The sequence below is a fragment of the Pseudomonas sp. Teo4 genome, from assembly GCF_034387475.1.
In the GTDB taxonomy this organism is placed as follows: Bacteria; Pseudomonadota; Gammaproteobacteria; order Pseudomonadales; family Pseudomonadaceae; genus Aquipseudomonas.
Window position 1 is genome coordinate 2,203,361 of sequence record NZ_JAXCIL010000001.1, and the last position, 17,386, is coordinate 2,220,746.

Sequence of the window (17,386 nt, forward strand, 5' to 3'; positions counted from 1 at the left end):
CAGGGATCAACGATCGCCGAAGCGGCGGATCGTCAGGGGGTCGCCAGCACCGAGCAGGACCTTGGCCAGCAAGCTTTCGAGGGTCTTAAGTTCCTCGGGCTGCAGCACGCCAACCAGCTCGTTCATCGCCGAGGCGCCGATTTCCGGCAGGCGATCAGCCAGACGCTGGCCATCGGCGGTCAGCGCCAGACGCACCTGGCGCCGGTCATCGGCGCAGCGGTTGCGCAGAATCAGGCCCTTCTGCTCGAGACGGTCGAGCATGCGGGTCATCGAACCGCTGTCCAGGCCCAGGTAGCGGCACAGCTCGGCCGGGGTATCGACCTGATACTGGGTGACGATGATCAGCACCTTGAACTGCGCGGCGGTGACGCCCTCGGATTCGAGGTGCCAGTCGAGGATGCGGTCCTTGAGGATCGCCGCGCGGCCCAGGAGCATGCCGATGGCGCAGGTCTGGAAATTTTCCGGGTTGAAATGGGACATCGGGGTCTGCTCGGGTAATTGTGTAAAAATATTACTGCCTAGGCAGTGAATGTCAAAGCTTTGATTAGGTAGCTATGTAAATTGGGATGAGTGGTGGGTTCCTGGACCGGGCTCATCGCCGGCAAGCCGGCTCCCACAGGGACCGTGCATTTCCTGCAGGAGCCGGCTTGCCGGCGATGAGGCCTGCGCAGGCAGCAAAGCCCTCAGGGCTTACTCACCACTCCCAACCCCAGCGCCTCCACCACCCCGCAAGCGATCGCCATGCCCACCAACTCCGCCAGGCTCTGCGCCTGCATGCGCTTCATCACCCGCCCACGATAAAGGTCCACGGTCTTCACGCTGACCCCAAGCCGTTCGGCCACCTCGCGGTTACTCAAGCCTTGGGCCAGTGGCACGAACACATCGCGCTCGCGGGGTGTGAGGGCGTCGATCCGCGCCTGCACCTGCGCCAGGTCGCCGCGCCGCGTCCGTCCCGCACGCTCCAGTGCCGCCTGGACACTGTCGAGCAACAACTGGTCGTTGTAGGGCTTTTCGATAAAGTCGCAAGCGCCGGCCTTGAACGCCCGCACCACGATCGGCACATCGGCATGGCCGCTGACGAAGATCACCGGAATCTCCAGCCCGCGCTCGCGCAACGCTTGCTGCACAGCCATGCCTCCCAGCCCCGGCATGCGCACATCGAGCAACACACAGGCTGGCCCGTCATCCGCACATGCCTCCAGAAATGCCTGGCCACTGGCAAACGGCAAGGCCTTCAACCCTACTGATTCCAGCAACCATACCGTTGAATCGAGCATGCCCTGGTCGTCATCGACCACATACACTTTCGCTTGCACCCCTTCCCTCCCGTTAACCCCTGCTTACGGCCAGGCGACAGCACAACACCAAACCGCCCCGCTCGCCCAAACGCGCCCACAGGCTGCCACCAAAACCCTCGATCAGGCTGCGGCTCATGCTCAACCCCAGGCCCAAACCTTCAGCTTTGCTGGTGTTGAACGGCGTGAAAATATCCTCGAGGCACTCGGCCGCAACGCCCGCCCCCTGGTCCGTGACTTCGACCAGCACGCCGTCGCCCTCGCGCACGGCGCCCAGCAGGATACGCGACGGTCGCTCGCCATGCTGCTCGCGGTTGGCATCGATGGCGTTGCGCAGCAGGTTGAGCAGCACCTGCTCCAGCAACACCCGGTCGCCATACACTGCGGGCAGTTGCGTACTCATGCGCAGCTCGATAGTGACCTGGTCGCGCGCAGCCTCCCAGGCGCACAGGCGTATGGCTTCGCCCGCCACAGCAGCCACCTCCAGCGCCTGCAGGCGCCTCGGCCCCTTGCGCAAAAAAGCGCGCAAGCGGCGAATGACCTCGGCGGCGTGGGTGGCCTGTTCGGTGATACGCAGCAAACCCTGGCCAACCCGCTCGCGGGCCTGCGGGTCGTGCTCCAGGCCTTGCAAATAGCGCTGGCTGGCATTGGCATAGTTGACTACCGCTGCCAGCGGCTGGTTGATCTCGTGGGCGATACCTGAGGCCAGTTCGCCGAGCGTCGCCAAACGCGCACCATGGGCCAGGCTCTCCTGGGCCTCGATTCGCAGAGTGATGTCCCGCGAGACACAGACAATCTCCACCACCGCACCGGTGTAGGTTTCACGTATTGCCCGGGCGGCGATCTCGAACCAGCGGTAGCTCCCAGAGGCGTGGCGTACACGACAGGTCATGGTGTGGTAGCCATCCTGGTCCAGGGCCACGGCGGCCTGCTGCAACACCTGCCGCCGCTCGCGTGGGTGCAACAGGGCGCGCACCGCCATGCCCCGCAACTGCTCGGGCCACAGCCCCAACAGGCGATAGGCGGCGGGCGAGGCGTCGAGGAAACGGCCGTCGGGGCTGTGGCGGGAAATCAGGTCGGTGGTGTTCTCGATGATCAGCCGGTAAAGGCGCCGGGCCTGGGCAGCTTCCCGGGCCCCCAAGCGCTCGTCGCTGGCATCGCGGCAGCGCGCCAGCACCTGCTGGCGTTGGTCATCGGGGATGAAGGTCCACAACAGAATGCGCTCACCGACCTGCACCTCCACGTCAACAATCGCCCGATGCTGACGCAGGCATGCACGCACCAATGCCGCACAGTTCGACGGTAGCCAGCCGGTCAGCGCTAGCCCCTCTTCGAGCAAGGCCGTCAAGGCCGGGTTGACTGCCAGGGGCCTGGCATCGGCCGCCAGCAGCGCGCTGGGCTGTGGGTCCTTGGCAAGCAAAGGCGAGAGGCGTTTATCCACGATGAGGAGCTCATTTTTATAGTAGTTTTACTATATTGCTATAGTCGATATTCCAGCTACGATAGCAATTCGCGTAAAACAGCGACAGAGGAAGGCGGCCCATTGCACGCCTTCCCGTTCCCTGATCAGAGCTAACAATCAGCCACCGGGAGCCAAGCGCAAAGCCTGCGCCTGCCTCCCATACAGGAATACCGCATGTCGATCTTCTCCCAGGGCCTGATGCCCGCTGCCGTCAACCACGTCGCCCTCACCCCCTTGAGCTTCATCGAGCGCACCGCTGCCGTGTACGGCAGTTACCCGGCGGTGATTCATGGTGCCATCCGCCGCGACTGGCGCGAAACCTACCAACGCTGCCGCCGTCTGGCCAGTGCCCTGGCCGGGCGCGGCATCGGCCGCGGCGACACGGTAGCGGTGATGCTGCCGAACATTCCGGCGATGCTCGAAGCCCACTTCGGTGTACCGATGATCGGTGCCGTGCTCAACACCCTCAACGTGCGCCTGGATGCCGAAGCCATCGCCTTCATGTTGCAGCACGGCGAAGCCAAGGTACTGATCACCGACCGCGAGTTCCAGGGAGTGATCACCGCCGCCCTCGCCCTGCTCGAACACCCACCGCTGGTGGTGGACGTGGATGACCCCGAGTACGGCGAGGGCCAGCCGGCCAGCGACCTCGACTATGAAGCCTTCCTGGCCGAAGGCGACCCGGATTTCGCCTGGGAATGGCCCGATGACGAGTGGCAGGCCATCTCGCTCAACTACACCTCAGGCACCACCGGCAACCCCAAGGGTGTGGTCTACCACCACCGCGGCGCCTACCTCAACGCCCTGGGCAACCAGATGACCTGGGCCATGGGCCACCATCCGGTGTATCTGTGGACCTTGCCGATGTTCCATTGCAACGGCTGGTGCTACCCCTGGACCATCACCGCCCTGGCCGGCACCCATGTGTTCCTGCGCCGGGTCGACCCACAGCGCATTCTTACCCTGATCCGCGAGCACCGCGTCAGCCACCTGTGCGGCGCGCCCATCGTGCTCAACGCCCTGGTGAACATGCCGGAAACCGCCAAGGCGGCCATCGAACACCCGGTGAACGCCATGGTGGCTGGCGCTGCCCCACCCGCCAAAGTGATCGGCGCGGTGGAGGAAATGGGCATCAAGGTCACCCACGTTTACGGCCTGACCGAGGTTTATGGCCCGGTCACCGTGTGCGCCTGGCACGCCGAATGGGATGAGCAACCGCTGGCCGAGCGGGCGCGGATCAAGTCACGTCAAGGCGTGCGCTACCCGACGCTGGACGGCCTGATGGTCGCCGACCCACAGACCCTGCAGCCCGTGCCCCGTGACGGTACGACCCTGGGCGAGATCTTCATGCGCGGCAACACGGTGATGAAGGGCTACCTGAAAAACCCTGAAGCCACCGCCGAGGCCTTCCGTGGTGGCTGGTTCCACACCGGCGACCTGGCGGTGTGGCACGCCGACGGCTACGTCGAGATCAAGGACCGGCTCAAGGACATCATCATCTCCGGCGGCGAAAACATCTCCACCATCGAAGTCGAAGACACCCTGTACAAGCACCCTGCCGTACTGGAAGCCGCCGTGGTGGCACGCCCGGACGAGAAATGGGGAGAAACGCCATGTGCCTTCGTGGCCCTCAAGCCCGGGCACGAGGCCACCCGCGAAAGCGAGATCACCAGTTGGTGCCGCGAGCACCTGGCCGGGTTCAAGGTGCCCAAGACCGTGGTGTTCGGCGAGTTGCCCAAGACATCGACCGGCAAGATTCAAAAGTACGTCCTGCGTGACCGGGCCAAGGGGCTGTGAGCCTGCCCAGCCACTGATGGCTGTCAGTTAGGCCGGTTGGGACCGCTTTGCGGTCCTTCGCAGGCTTCGCCAGCTCCCACGGGCGTGCATTTCTTGAAAGATGCGTGTCATTTGTGGGAGCTGGCGGAGCCTGCGATGGGCTGCAGAGCAGCCCTCATCAAATTAACTGACAGGCATTAGCCCTGCACCTTTCTTTCTTTTACCAGAGCGCTGCCATGACTGATTACAACGCCCCCTTGCGCGACATGCGCTTCGTCCTCGATGACGTGTTCGACGGCCCGGCCCTGTGGGCGCGCCTGCCGGCCCTGGCCGAGCGGGTAGACGCCGACACCGCCAATGCCATCCTCGAAGAAGCCGCCAAGGTCACCGGCCAACTGATCGCCCCGCTCAGCCGCACGGGCGACGAGCAAGGCGTGCAATTCGACGCAGGCCAGGTCACCACCCCGGACGGTTTCCGCGAGGCCTGGCGTACCTACCGCGAAGGGGGTTGGGTCGGCCTGGGCGGCAACCCCGAGTACGGCGGCATGGGCATGCCGAAAATGCTCGGCGTGTTGTTCGAAGAGATGCTCTATGCCGCCGACTGCAGCTTCAGCCTGTATTCGGCACTGAGCGCCGGCAGCTGCCTGGCACTCGACGCCCACGCCAGCGAAGAACTCAAGGCCACCTACCTGCCGCCGCTGTACGAAGGCCGCTGGGCGGGCACCATGTGCCTGACCGAACCCCACGCCGGCACCGACCTGGGCTTGATCCGCACCCGCGCCGAACCCCAGGCCGACGGCAGCTACCAGATCAGCGGCAGCAAGATCTTCATCACCGGTGGCGAGCAGGACCTGACCGAGAACATCATCCATCTGGTACTGGCCAAACTGCCGGACGCCCCTGCCGGGGCCAAGGGTATTTCGCTGTTCCTGGTGCCCAAGTTCCTGATCGAGGCTGACGGCAGCCTTGGCGCGCGCAATGCCGCGCACTGTGGCTCGATCGAGCACAAGATGGGCATCAAGGCCTCGGCCACTTGCGTGATGAACTTCGATGGCGCCACCGGCTACCTGGTGGGCGAGCCGAACAAGGGCCTGGCCGCCATGTTCACCATGATGAACTACGAGCGGTTGTCGATTGGCATCCAGGGCATCGGCTGCGCCGACGCGTCCTACCAGAGCGCTGCGCGGTATGCCAACGAGCGCCTGCAAAGCCGCGCCGCCACTGGCCCGCAGGCACAGGACAAAGCCGCCGACCCGATCATCCACCATGGTGACGTGCGGCGCATGTTGCTGACCATGCGCACCCTCACCGAAGGCGGGCGCGCCTTTGCCGTCTACGTCGGCCAGCAACTGGACCTGGCACGCTACGCCGAAGACGCCAACGAACGCGAACACGCCCAACGCCTGGTGGCGCTGCTCACGCCTGTGGCCAAGGCGTTCTTCACCGACAACGGCCTGGAAAGCTGCGTGCTTGGCCAGCAGGTATATGGCGGGCACGGTTACATCCGCGAGTGGGGGCAGGAGCAACGCGTGCGCGACGTGCGTATCGCCCAGATCTATGAAGGCACCAACGGTATCCAGGCCCTCGACCTGCTGGGACGCAAGGTGCTGGCCGACGGTGGCCAGGCCCTGGCCGGCTTCGCCCAGGAGGTGCGTGCGTTCAGTGTGACCGCGCCATTGCACCGCGAAGCCCTGCAGGCATCCCTCACACGCCTGGAGGCCACCAGCACGTGGCTGCGTGGGCAGGCCGGCGAGGAAGCCAACCTGGTCAGCGCCGTGGCCGTGGAGTACCTGCACCTGTTCGGCCTGACCGCCTATGCCTACATGTGGGCACGCATGGCAGCGGTGGCACAGGCCAAGGTTGATGAAGACCCAGCCTTCCACGACGCCAAGCTGGCCTGCGCCGACTTCTACTTCCAGCGCATCCTGCCACGCAGCCTGGCGCTTGAAGCGAGCATTCGCGCGGGCAGCGCCAGCCTCTATGGGTTGGCGCCCGAGCAGTTCTGATCAGCCTTGCGCCCCATCGTCCTGCGCGTCGATGGGGCGCGAAGCGTTCTCAAACGCTGAATATTCAGCACAAAACTGACAAAAAAACCGCACAACTGATAGTCATTCGCCATTACCTCGGTTCTCGGAAGCCCCTCGGCGGGGGTAGAATGCGCAAAACCCGGAGCCCCAATGAACCAAGACCCCCTGAATTCCGCCCCTGACGATGCCATTACCGATGCCGCCGCGCATTGGTGCATGCGCCTGCATGCCGATGACTGCACGCCGGCCGAGCGCGAGGCGTTCGCGCGCTGGCTGGCGGCCGATGCGCGGCATGCCGAGGAATATCAGGCAATGCTGGAAATCTGGGACACCGCCGACCTGCTGCCGCGCACCGCCACGGTGGTTGAGTTCAACCCTGCTCCGTCGCCCACCCGTCGCGCCTACCAGTGGCGCCCGCTCGCCTCTGCCGCGGCCATCGCCCTGGCGGTATTGCCGCTGGCGGGCTGGATCGGTTGGGAGCAAGGCTGGCTGCCCAACCAGTACCAGCATTTCGAAGCCAGCGACCGGATGCAGACCGTGCAACTGAGCGATGGCAGCCAGGTCGACCTCAACCTCAACACCGAGCTGACCTACCTCAACTATAAAGACCAGCGCCGGGTCAACCTGAAACGGGGCGAGGCGTTCTTCAAGGTCAAGCACGACAGCGCGCACCCGTTCATTGTCCACGCCGGCCGTGGCCAGACCCGGGTTACCGGCACCCAGTTCAACGTCTGGAAGTATCAGGACGAGGTCAAGGTCACGCTGGTGGAAGGTTCGGTGCTGGTCAGCAGCGACGGCAGCGACGGCGGCTACCGCCTCGGCCCTGGAATGCAAGCCAGCTACCACACTGGCGATTTCGAGCCGCAGCTGGTGCAAAGCAACGATTACGGCAATGCCCTGGCCTGGCGCAGCGGCAAGTTGATTCTGGACAACCTGAGCCTCGACCAGGCCCTACCGGTGATCAACCGCTACCTCGAGGCGCCGCTGCTGCTGGCCGACGCCAGCACTGGCCGGATTCGTATCAGCGGCATCTACAACACCCGCGAAGTCGGGCGGCTGGTAGACAACCTGCCCAAGGTGTTGCCGGTGTACCTGACCCGCAGCAAGGACGGCAGCACCGTCCTCAACCGCATTTCACCGCCCCCGAGCGAAGGCTGATTTACAACACCATTGCCGCCAGCCAGCCGAAGGCCAGCAGCGGCAGGTTGTAATGGATGAAGGTCGGCACCACGGTGTCCCAGATATGGTGATGCTGGCCGTCGACGTTCAGGCCCGAAGTCGGCCCCAAGGTCGAGTCCGAGGCTGGCGAACCTGCATCCCCCAGCGCACCGGCAGTGCCGACGATGCACACGGTGGCAACCGGGTCGAAGCCCAGTTGCACGCACAGCGGCACGAAGATCGCGGCCAGAATCGGCACCGTCGAGAACGACGAACCGATGCCCATGGTCACCAGCAAACCCACCAACAGCATCAGCAAGGCACCGATGCCTTTGCTGTGGTCAATCCATTGCGCCGAGGTCTCGACCAGGCTCTTGACCTCACCGGTGGCCTTCATCACTTCAGCGAAGCCCGAGGCGGCAATCATGATGAAGCCGATCATGGCCATCATCTTCATGCCTTCGGTGAACAGATCGTCGGTGTCTTTCCAGCGCACGATGCCCGACAGCGAAAAAATCAGGAAACCGACCATCGCGCCGATGATCATCGAGTCCAGCCACAGCTGAACAATGAACGCAGAGGCGATGGCCACGCCCGCCACCAGCAGTGTCAACGGGTTGTACTGCACACTGACCTGCTCGACCTGCTCGATGCGCGCCAGGTCATAGTCACGCCGCTTGCGGTAACTGAAGAACACCGCAATCAGCAGGCCGGCCAGCATGCCGGCGGCCGGGATGGCCATGGCGTGGGTGACGTTGATACCCGTGACATCGACCCCGGCACGGGCCACGTTGGCCAGCAGGATCTCATTGAGAAAGATGTTGCCGAAGCCCACCGGCAGGAACATGTAGGGGGTGATCAGGCCGAAGGTGATGACGCAGGCGATCAGGCGCCGGTCGATGCGCAGCCGGGTCAGCACGTACAGCAGCGGCGGCACCAGCAACGGAATGAAAGCGATGTGGATGGGCAGGATGTTCTGCGACGACACCGCCACCACCAGCATCAGGCCCACCAGCAGCCACTTCATCTTGCCGCCCTCGGCATGGCCCTGGCGGTCGATCATCGCCAGCGCCCGGTCCGCCAGCGCATGGGCCAGCCCAGACTTGGCGATGGCCACGGCGAACGCCCCGAGCAACGCATAAGACAGCGCCACCGTGGCCCCGCCCCCAAGGCCGCCATTGAACGCCTTGAGCGTACCCTCGATACCCAGGCCGCCGAACAGCCCCCCGGCCAAGGCCCCGATGATCAGGGCGATGACTACGTGCACGCGAGACAGGCTGAGTATCAGCATGATGCCGACCGCGGCAATCACTGCATTCATGATTTGGCTTACCTCACTTGCGACAGAAAAAAAGCGCGCACTCTGAACCACGGCGCGACAGATGTCAAAACTGCCATGTGTCTGCCTATTTCGCGGTAATTCTGGTTTTTCAGGAGGGAAGTGAAAATTAAATTGATCGTTTGAATAAAGAAAGGATTTTCAGCGCCGACACAGTCTCCAGCCCAGACCTATTACAAGGGATTTCTCCCCATGCCTTTGCGACAACTTTCCATCCAATGGAAAATCACCCTGCTCGCCGGTCTCTGCCTGGCGGGTATTGTCACCTTGCTTGTCGGACTTTCGCTGTACCGCATGGACCACAGCTCCGACCTGGTCAAGCAAAGCAGTACGCAGATGCTTACCCAGGCGGCCCAGGCACGCATCGAGTCGCAAGGCGAAGTCCAGGCGCTGAACATCCGCCGCCAGTTCATGGATGCCTATCAATACGGCGCAGGTTTCTCGCGCCAGGTGCTGTTCCTGCGCGAACAGGCTGAAAAGCGCTTCCTCGATGCTTTCGACCTGCGCGAAGACATGACCCGCCAGGTGCGTGCCGCCCTGCAGGCCAACCCTGACCTGCTCGGCCTGTCGCTGGTCTTCGAGCCCAACGCCCTGGATAACAAGGACAGCCTGTTCGCCGACAAGGCAGAGCTGGGCAGCAACGAGACCGGCCGCTTTTCCCTGTACTGGTCGCAACCGCGTGCAGGCCAGCTGACCTCCATGTCCTTGCCCGAACGCGACCTGACCGATACCCAGATCGGGCCAAGCGGGCAACCGGCCAACACCTGGTTCGAGTGCCCGCGCAGCACCGGCAAGGTCTGCGTGGTCGAGCCTTACTTCTATGACATCGATGGCCAGCGGGTGCTGATGACCAGCATCGTCTTCCCGCTGTCGGTGCAAGGCAAAGTGATCGCGACGCTGTCCGTCGACATCAACCTCAACAGCCTGCAGGCCTTGAGCGAAGATGCCAGCCGCAGCCTGTACGAAGGCCGCACCACTGTGGGCATTCTCAGCCCGGCAGGCTTGCTGGCTGGCTACAGCGCCGACGCCAGCAAGCTGGCCCACCGCTTCGATCAGGTCGACCCGAACAAGGGCGCCGAACTGGTGCGCAAGCTGGCCGACGGTAAGCTCAGCATCCTGCACGACCAGCAACGACTCAAAGTGCTGACTGCGTTCCAGCCCATTCCGGGCGCCCAGCCCTGGGGCGTACTGCTGGATGTGCCGGAGAACGCCCTGACCGGCCCGGCCGAAGCCCTCAAGCAGGAACTCGACGCCCTCAACACCAGCGGCACCCTGCTTGAACTCGGCCTGGGCCTGGCAGCGGCGATTGCCGGCTTGCTGATGGTTTGGCTGATGGCCCGTGGCGTCACCCGCCCGATTCTGGGTGTGGCGGCCATGCTCAAGGACATCGCCAGCGGTGAAGGCGACCTTACCCGCCGACTGACCTATGACAAGCGCGACGAACTCGGTGACCTTGCCGGCTGGTTCAACCGCTTCCTCGACAAATTGCAGCCCACCATCGCCGAGGTGAAACGCTCGGTCCAGGCTGCGCGCGGCACCGCCGACCAGTCCTCGGCCATCGCCAGCCAGACCAGCGCCGGCATGGAGCAGCAGTACCGTCAGGTCGACCAGGTTGCCACCGCTTCCCACGAGATGAGCGCCACCGCCCAGGATGTCGCCCGTAGCGCGGCCCAGGCAGCACAGGCCGCACGCGAAGCCGACCAGGCTACCCGCGAGGGCCTGGCAGTGATTGACCGCACCACCCAGAGCATCGATACCTTGGCCGCCGACATGAGCACCGCCATGGCCGAAGTCGAAGGCCTGGCGCAGAACAGCGAGAAGATCGGCTCGGTGCTGGAGGTGATCCGCTCGATCGCCGAACAGACCAACCTGCTCGCCCTCAACGCCGCCATCGAGGCCGCTCGTGCCGGTGAAGCCGGCCGTGGCTTTGCCGTGGTCGCCGACGAGGTGCGCAACCTGGCGCAACGCACCCAGGAGTCGGTGGAGGAAACCCGTCAGGTGATCGAAGCCCTGCAAGCCGGCACCCGCGAAGTGGTCGGCGCCATGGACAACAGCCACCGCCAGGCCCAGGGTGGTGTCGAGCAGGTCGGCCAGGCCGTGACTGCATTGCAGCGTATTGGCCAGGCCGTGACGGTGATTACCGACATGAACCTGCAGATCGCCTCGGCGGCCGAGGAGCAGAGCGCGGTGGCCGAAGAGATCAACAGCAACGTGGCGACCATTCGCGATGTGACCGAGTCGCTGTCGGGACAGGCCAATGAGTCGGCGCGGGTCAGCCAGTCGCTGAACAGCCTGGCCAACCAGCAGCAAGCACTGATGGATCAGTTCCGGGTCTGATCCTGTAGCAAGCGCATCCACCCCAAGGTTGCAGGGTGGATGCGCATTTCAAGAAGGTCGTGGCTTCGGGCTTGCCCGGCAGCGCCACTGGCGCAGAGAATGCTCCTCTTCCGGCCACCTGGAGCCTTCCCGCGTGTCTCTTAAAGCCCTGCGCACCTTGGTGACCATCGCCCGTCACGGCACCTTTGCCCGCGCCGCCGATCTGCTCAGCCTCACCCCATCTGCAGTGAGCCTGCACATCAAGACACTGGAGGACGAACTGCAGGTAGCGCTGTTCGACCGCAGTCGCCGCCAGGTGGCCCTGACCGAAGCCGGACAACTGGCCGTCGCCCGCGCCGAGGCGATACTCGCTGCCTATGACGAGCTGGCCGATACCCTGGCCAGCGGCCCGAGCCTGCGTGGCCGTTTACGCCTGGGCGCAATCCATACAGTGCTGGCCAGGCGTTTGCCCAAGGCGCTGGTGTGGATCAAGGCTCACCACCCACAGCTGCATATCAGCGTGGCCTCGGGCATGTCGGCGGAACTGGCAAGGCGTGTGGAGGATGGCGAGCTGGACGCGGCGATCACCACCGAGCCGGTCAGCCCCTACCCGCAAAACCTGGACTACACCCCATTGTTCGAAGACCGATTCTGGGCCATCGCCAGCCCCGACCTGGCCGGGCAGAGCCTGCCGCAGCTACTGGCCAGCCAGCCGTTCCTGCGTTTCGACAAACGTGCCTGGGCCGGCCGGCAGATCGAACAGGAGCTGCGTCGCCAGCACTTGCAGGTGAGCGAGCAAATGGAGCTGGACAGCCAGGAGGCCCTGGCACGCATGGCAGTGATGGGCTTGGGCGTTGCCATCGTGCCCATGGCCGACGATGACCTGCAACGTTTGCCACCCGCAACTTGCCTGCCCTTTGGCGAACCGCAGCTGAAGCGGCGAGTGGTGCTGCTTGAACATGAGAAAAGCCAGCGCAGGCATTTGAGTGCCGTGCTGAAGACGGCCCTGGAGGCTTGAATCCCAGCCAGCCGACCCTGCATTTTTTCTCAATGGTCAGTACAGAAAACAACGTTTTTCCAGAACGTTCAGCCACGCTAGTCTGTGCCGGTACCCGACAACGGAACACCGACCATGCTCCATCTGCTGCTCACTACCCTGGTCCCGATCATCCTGCTGATTGCCCTGGGCACCTTCCTGCGCGTACGCGGCTTTCTGGCGGAAACGTTCTGGCCCGGCGCGGAACGCCTCAGTTACTACGTGCTGTTGCCATCGCTGTTCCTCCACGGCCTGGCCACCGCCAACCTCGACGGCGTACCGGTAATGGGCATGGTCGGCGTGCTGATGCTGTCCACCGTGCTGGGCGCACTGCTGCTGGTGCTTTACCAGGGCGCGGCGAACCATGACGGGGCCGACTTTACCTCGGTGTTTCAGGGCGGTGTGCGCTTCAACAATTACATAGGGGCGACACTGGCGGCCGGCATTTACGGCAGCGCGGGCATTGCCTTGGCGGCAGTGGCCAACGCGGCGATCGTGCCTCTGGTGAACCTGCTGTGCGTGCTGGTGTTCGCCCGTTTCAGCGCCCGCCACAGCTCGCCGGCCAAGGTGCTGCGGGCGATCTTCGCCAACCCGCTGATCGTCGGCTGCGCCGGCGGGCTGTTGCTGCGCGTCAGTGGCCTGGGCCTGCCCGCAGGCATCGAGCCGACCATCAAAGCCTTGGGCCAAGCCGCCCTGCCCCTGGGTTTGCTGTGCGTGGGCGCAGCCTTGGGCGGCGCACGTCTGGGCCAGCAAGTGCGCCCGCTGGTCGCCGCATCGGCGTTCAAATTCCTGGTCATGCCGCTCACCACCTGGGGGCTGTGCCGGTTGCTGGGGTTGGGCGGCCAGGCGGCGGTGGTGGCGGTGTTGTTCCAGGCACTGCCCACCGCTTCGTCGTCCTACGTGATGGCCCGGCAAATGGGCGGCAACGCACCGCTGATGGCCACCATCATCGCCCTGCAAACCGTGGCCGGTGCCGTGACCCTGCCGTTGATGCTCACGCTCACCTTGAGTTGATGGCGATTGGCTAGACTGTGAATCAGCCCACACTGCGGACATTCGACCATGCGCCTTTCGTGGATGGTGATCGGTTTGACCACGGCCCTGCTTGCAGGCCCTCTTCACGCCGCCGAAAGCGCCAAGGCCGCGGTGGCCGAGGACAAGGCAGAAGTGCTGGAGGAAAAGGTCGTCGAAGACGCCCCGCCTCCGAAGAAAGCCGAAACCCTGACCCCAAGCGAGGTCAAGGCAGTCGACCCGGCAGGCCAGTCACCGATGGACGACAGCATCACCTGCCTTGCCCGCACCATTTACTGGGAGGCCAAGGGGGCCACGGCCGAGGACATGACCGCCGTGGCCAGCGTGGTGCTCAACCGCCTGGGGCACGATGGTTTCCCGGACACCATCTGCGCAGTCGTCAAGCAAGGTGTGGAAACCAAGGCCTGCCAGTTTTCCTGGTGGTGCGACGGCCGTCCAGACCAGGTCGAAGAGGAAGAGCGCTACGGCATCGCCAAGGAAATCGCCCGCAAGGCCCTGAACCAGCAACTCAAGGACCCCACCGGCGGCGCACTGTATTTCCATGACCGCAACGTCAACCCTGACTGGGCCAAGACCTACCGCAAGACGGCCGAGACCCAGCATTTTCTGTTCTACAAGCCAAACCAGGCGTTGGCGCGCTGACTGCCCTCAGAAGTCGATGGAACCGGAGAACTTCACCAGGCGTGGGTCACCCTGGGTCAGGTAACCCCCATTGGCCGAGGCCCAGTAATTCTTGTCGGTGAGGTTTTCGACATTCATGCGCAAGGTCACCTCTTTGCTCTGCACCTTGAAGCGGTAACGCGCCCCGACATCAAAGCGGTTCCAGGTGGGCAGGCTCAGGGTGTTGGCCGGATTGGCGTACTGCCCGCCAGTGCGCAGCATGCGGGCGTTGAGCGCCAGGCCATCGAGGCCCGGCACATCCCAGTCGACACTGGCGTTGAGCTGGAAGGTCGGCACGCCGACCGCGTGGTTGCCGTCATCGGCGCCGTTCAGGGTCTTTTTCAGCTCGGTGTCCATGCGCGTGCCGCCGGCCATCAGGCGCAACCCTGGCAGCGGTTCGCCGAACACGCTCAGCTCGATACCTTTGTTGACCTGCTCACCGTCCTGGACGAACACGTTGCCCTGGACGAAACCATCGGTGGGCCGCTCGATACGGAACACTGCCAGGTTCGCACCGAAGCTCTGGTAGTCCAGCTTGACCCCGGCCTCGACCTGCTTGGTCTTGGCCGGTGGGAACACCTCACCCACATTGATGACCTGGCCGGAAGCCGTGGCCCCCTGGGCCAGGCCCTCGATACGGTTGGCGTACAGCGAAATCGACGGGTTGACCTTGTAGACGATGCCGTACACCGGTGTGGTGACCGACTCGTCGTAGAAGGCGTTGCGCCCGGTATCCGGCCCCTCACCGTCGTAGTCGTAACCCTCGACCCGCAACTGCTGGCGGCGCACACCGGCGGTAAGCAGCAAGGTATCGTCGAACAGCCCCAGCGTGTCGGACACGGCGATGCTGCGGTTGCGTGTCTTGCCGGTGACGCCGGGGTCGTCCAGCTTGCCGCCGACGAAGGTCGGCGTGGTGGGTTTGGGTAGCGGGTCGGTGTGATAGATGTTGGTGTCCTGCGAGTTGTAGAACACGAACGCGTTTTCCTGCTGGGTCCAGATGGTCGCTGCGCCAAGGTTCAGCTGGTGGCTTACCGGCCCGGTCTGGAAACGGCCATTGATACCGCCCATGAAGCTGGTGTTGTCTTCGTTGTGGGGAATCTTGGAACCGCCGATGGTGGCATCGCCGCTGGCGGCATCGGTGAGAATCGGCGTGCCGTAGAAGCCGTTTTCGTGGGTGTGCTTCACACCCCCTGCCAGGTAGGCACTCCAGTTGTCGTTGAAGTCGTAGTCACCGCGCAGCATGCCGAAGGTGTCCTCGGTTTCGGTCCAGGCCCAGTCCTGGCCATAGTTGTGGTCGGCATCCGGCGCCCTTGGAATGTCGCTAAGGCCCGGGTCCAGGCGCACCGAGTTGCGCATGTGGTTGACCCGCTGCTTCTGGTAACCGATGTCGCTGGACACGCGGAAGTTGTCGCCTCGGTAGTCGAGGCCGACGATGAACAGTTTACTGCGCTGATCCTGGTCATCGACGGCCGTTTCGCCCTCACGCTGCGAGAGGTTCAGGCGCACACCGAAGCGATTGTCCTGGCCAAAGCGCTGGCCGATGTCCAGGTGTTCGCCAAGGCGCCCGTCGGTGCTGATGTCCTGGGTGTAGCGCCGGGTGGGTGTGTCGCCGGCACGCTTGGGTTGCAGGTTGACGTTGCCCCCCAGGCCAGTACCGGTGGGGCTGGCACCATTGAGAAAAGCATTGGGGCCTTTGAGCACCTCGACCCGCTCCAGCGCATCGGTGGAAATCATCTGCCGGGGCAGCACCCCGTACAGGCCATTGAAGGCCACATCGTCACCGTTGAGTGGCAAGCCACGAATGACGAAGATCTGCGACTGGTTGCCAAAACCGAACGACTGGCGCACCGACGGGTCGTTGAGCAGCACATCGCCGATGTCCTCGGCCTGCTGGTCCTGGATCAGCTGCGAGGTGTAGCTGGTCATGGTGAAGGGCACATCCATCATGTCCTGGTTGCCCAGAATACCCATCTGCCCACCCCGGGCGACCTGGCCACCGGCGAAGGCCTCCGGGGGCTCGCCCTTGGGCCTGGCGGCCTCGGCATTGATGGCGGTGGCATCGAGCTCGATGGCACCTTCGGCCGCCGGGGCCGGGACCGCAACTGAACAGCAAAGGGCAAGAAAGGTCGACTGATACGCAATGAGTCGTGCCATGGGCAGCTCCCGGATCGATCAAGGGGGGGCCTCCCTGGCGGATGAGAAGTGGATAGCAGTTGAGTATTGTTTCTAGTCGAAGTTAGGAATTATTACCAAGTGATCGCACTTTTCCGGCGACCAGTGGTCTACTTGCTCTTTTGCCGTCTACAACCCTTTGCCGGCAAACCGTCACGCTGCACGATTCCGGGCCAAAAGCTTCGGGCTTGTGTAGGATGAGCAGCGCTTACCAAGACGCTGCCAGCCATAGGGAGATCCACATGCGCGTCCTGTCATCCGTTGCCGCCTTGTCGCTGGGCCTGGTCGTCTCGACCGGGGCACTGGCCGTCACTGGCGAAGAGGCGCAACTGATCGAGTCGATCAATGCCTACCGCAGCCAGGCACAACGCTGCGGCGGCGAAGCGTCGCTGGAGCTGCCGCCGCTCAACAGCGATACACGCCTGGCGCTGTCGCCAGAAGGCACCCGCGACCTGCAGCAGGCCATGTCGCGCGCGGCCTACCCCATGGTGAATGTCCAGGCCATCAGCCTGTCCGGCCCGCGCGATGCCCGTGCCGCGATGAATGCCATCGAAGAAAGCTTTTGCCAGGTGGTGCTGGACCCTCAGTTCGTCGACATCGGTGTCAGCCAGGAAGGCCGCGACTGGCGTATCGTCCTTGCCCGCCCGCTGCTCAGCAAAGGGCTCGGCGACTGGCAGGCCGAAGGGCAAAATGTGCTGCAGGCGATCAATGCCGCACGCAAAGTGCCGCGCCAGTGCGGTGGCCAACCTTATGCCGCCGCCCCCGCACTAGGCTGGAATACGATGTTGGCCGGGGTGGCCGCCAGCCACACCCGGGCCATGGCCAACCAGAATTTCTTCGACCACGTCGACAAGGACGGCCGCACACCGGGCGACCGCGCCGAGCTTGCCGGCTACCTGTACCAGCAGATTGGCGAGAACATTGCCGCCGGACGCGACACGGCGCGCAAAGTGGTCGACGGTTGGCTGGACAGCCCAGGGCATTGCGCCACTTTGATGAACCCGGACTTCCGCGAACTGGGCGCAGCCTATGCCGTGGACCCGAAAAGCGATGCGGGCATCTACTGGACCGCGCTGTTCGGCACCCCGCAATAGCCCCTGCCCCGTTCACCAC

At 64.0% G+C, this 17,386-nt stretch carries 13 protein-coding genes and 1 pseudogene; 9 read left to right on the top strand and 5 right to left on the bottom strand.

All coding sequences use genetic code 11. From position 1 onward, the window contains the following. Positions 1 to 6: 6 nt before the first annotated feature. The 3 genes from PspTeo4_RS10030 to PspTeo4_RS10040 form a co-directional block, all read right to left on the bottom strand. Complete coding sequence (locus PspTeo4_RS10030; protein ID WP_322363564.1) at positions 7 to 480, bottom strand: MarR family transcriptional regulator; 474 nt, start codon at positions 478 to 480, stop codon at positions 7 to 9. Positions 481 to 683: 203 nt separating this feature from the next. Then, positions 684 to 1,316 carry a response regulator transcription factor gene (locus PspTeo4_RS10035; RefSeq protein WP_322363565.1) on the bottom strand — a complete coding sequence of 211 codons (633 nt, stop codon included), beginning with the start codon at positions 1,314 to 1,316 and terminating at the stop codon, positions 684 to 686. Between the two features lie 13 nt (positions 1,317 to 1,329). After that, entirely contained in the window at positions 1,330 to 2,736 is a 1,407-nt protein-coding gene (locus tag PspTeo4_RS10040; RefSeq protein ID WP_322363566.1) for a PAS domain S-box protein, read from the bottom strand. A 195-nt stretch (positions 2,737 to 2,931) separates the two neighbouring features. Here PspTeo4_RS10040 and PspTeo4_RS10045 point away from each other — a divergent pair, with 195 nt between their 5' ends. The 3 genes from PspTeo4_RS10045 to PspTeo4_RS10055 all read left to right on the top strand — a co-directional run bounded on the left by PspTeo4_RS10045 (position 2,932) and on the right by PspTeo4_RS10055 (position 7,718). Further along, positions 2,932 to 4,554, top strand: coding sequence for an acyl-CoA synthetase (locus PspTeo4_RS10045; RefSeq protein WP_322363567.1), 1,623 nt, complete (start codon positions 2,932 to 2,934; stop codon positions 4,552 to 4,554). Between the two features lie 215 nt (positions 4,555 to 4,769). Beyond that, a complete protein-coding gene (locus PspTeo4_RS10050) occupies positions 4,770 to 6,539 on the top strand; it encodes an acyl-CoA dehydrogenase C-terminal domain-containing protein (RefSeq protein ID WP_322363568.1) in 1,770 nt (589 codons plus the stop codon). 171 nt (positions 6,540 to 6,710) lie between these two features. After that, positions 6,711 to 7,718 (top strand): FecR family protein, encoded by a 1,008-nt coding sequence (locus tag PspTeo4_RS10055; RefSeq protein ID WP_322363570.1) that lies wholly within the window; start codon positions 6,711 to 6,713, stop codon positions 7,716 to 7,718. Position 7,719: 1 nt separating this feature from the next. Here the strand turns inward: PspTeo4_RS10055 and PspTeo4_RS10060 are convergent, their stop codons facing one another. Next, positions 7,720 to 9,039: a Na+/H+ antiporter family protein gene (locus PspTeo4_RS10060; RefSeq protein ID WP_322363571.1), complete on the bottom strand. Its 1,320-nt coding sequence runs from the start codon at positions 9,037 to 9,039 to the stop codon at positions 7,720 to 7,722. A gap of 531 nt (positions 9,040 to 9,570) precedes the next feature. On the opposite strand from PspTeo4_RS10060, the pseudogene PspTeo4_RS29860 reads away from it, so the two are divergent. The 5 genes and pseudogenes from PspTeo4_RS29860 to PspTeo4_RS10080 form a co-directional block, all read left to right on the top strand. Next, positions 9,571 to 10,536, top strand: a pseudogene (locus PspTeo4_RS29860) (HAMP domain-containing protein); the annotation flags it as partial. 102 nt (positions 10,537 to 10,638) lie between these two features. Next, positions 10,639 to 11,394, top strand: coding sequence for a methyl-accepting chemotaxis protein (locus PspTeo4_RS29865; protein ID WP_416196948.1), 756 nt, complete (start codon positions 10,639 to 10,641; stop codon positions 11,392 to 11,394). Positions 11,395 to 11,527: 133 nt separating this feature from the next. Continuing rightward, positions 11,528 to 12,391: a LysR family transcriptional regulator gene (locus tag PspTeo4_RS10070; protein ID WP_322363573.1), complete on the top strand. Its 864-nt coding sequence runs from the start codon at positions 11,528 to 11,530 to the stop codon at positions 12,389 to 12,391. 114 nt (positions 12,392 to 12,505) lie between these two features. Then, entirely contained in the window at positions 12,506 to 13,423 is a 918-nt protein-coding gene (locus PspTeo4_RS10075) for an AEC family transporter (RefSeq protein ID WP_322363574.1), read from the top strand. 48 nt (positions 13,424 to 13,471) lie between these two features. Next, positions 13,472 to 14,083, top strand: a complete 612-nt coding sequence (locus PspTeo4_RS10080; protein ID WP_322363575.1) for a cell wall hydrolase — start codon at positions 13,472 to 13,474, stop codon at positions 14,081 to 14,083. Between the two features lie 6 nt (positions 14,084 to 14,089). Here the strand turns inward: PspTeo4_RS10080 and PspTeo4_RS10085 are convergent, their stop codons facing one another. Then, complete coding sequence (locus tag PspTeo4_RS10085) at positions 14,090 to 16,255, bottom strand: TonB-dependent siderophore receptor (protein ID WP_322363576.1); 2,166 nt, start codon at positions 16,253 to 16,255, stop codon at positions 14,090 to 14,092. Between the two features lie 260 nt (positions 16,256 to 16,515). Between PspTeo4_RS10085 and PspTeo4_RS10090 the strand changes: the two genes are divergently transcribed. Further along, on the top strand, positions 16,516 to 17,367 hold the full coding sequence (locus PspTeo4_RS10090) for a CAP domain-containing protein (protein WP_322363577.1): 852 nt from the start codon (positions 16,516 to 16,518) through the stop codon (positions 17,365 to 17,367). Positions 17,368 to 17,386 lie beyond the last annotated feature (19 nt).

What these genes read in the sequence shown, in the direction of transcription:
- PspTeo4_RS10045 (WP_322363567.1), top strand. Translation starts at nt 2,932, where the DNA reads ATGTCGATCTTCTCCCAGGGCCTGATGCCCGCTGCCGTCAACCACGTC.
- PspTeo4_RS10055 (WP_322363570.1), top strand. Translation starts at nt 6,711, where the DNA reads ATGAACCAAGACCCCCTGAATTCCGCCCCTGACGATGCCATTACCGAT.
- PspTeo4_RS10090 (WP_322363577.1), top strand. Translation starts at nt 16,516, where the DNA reads ATGCGCGTCCTGTCATCCGTTGCCGCCTTGTCGCTGGGCCTGGTCGTC.
- PspTeo4_RS10050 (WP_322363568.1), top strand. Translation starts at nt 4,770, where the DNA reads ATGACTGATTACAACGCCCCCTTGCGCGACATGCGCTTCGTCCTCGAT.
- PspTeo4_RS10060 (WP_322363571.1), bottom strand. Translation starts at nt 9,039, where the DNA reads ATGAATGCAGTGATTGCCGCGGTCGGCATCATGCTGATACTCAGCCTG.
- PspTeo4_RS10030 (WP_322363564.1), bottom strand. Translation starts at nt 480, where the DNA reads ATGTCCCATTTCAACCCGGAAAATTTCCAGACCTGCGCCATCGGCATG.
- PspTeo4_RS10085 (WP_322363576.1), bottom strand. Translation starts at nt 16,255, where the DNA reads ATGGCACGACTCATTGCGTATCAGTCGACCTTTCTTGCCCTTTGCTGT.
- PspTeo4_RS10080 (WP_322363575.1), top strand. Translation starts at nt 13,472, where the DNA reads ATGCGCCTTTCGTGGATGGTGATCGGTTTGACCACGGCCCTGCTTGCA.
- PspTeo4_RS29865 (WP_416196948.1), top strand. Translation starts at nt 10,639, where the DNA reads ATGGAGCAGCAGTACCGTCAGGTCGACCAGGTTGCCACCGCTTCCCAC.
- PspTeo4_RS10075 (WP_322363574.1), top strand. Translation starts at nt 12,506, where the DNA reads ATGCTCCATCTGCTGCTCACTACCCTGGTCCCGATCATCCTGCTGATT.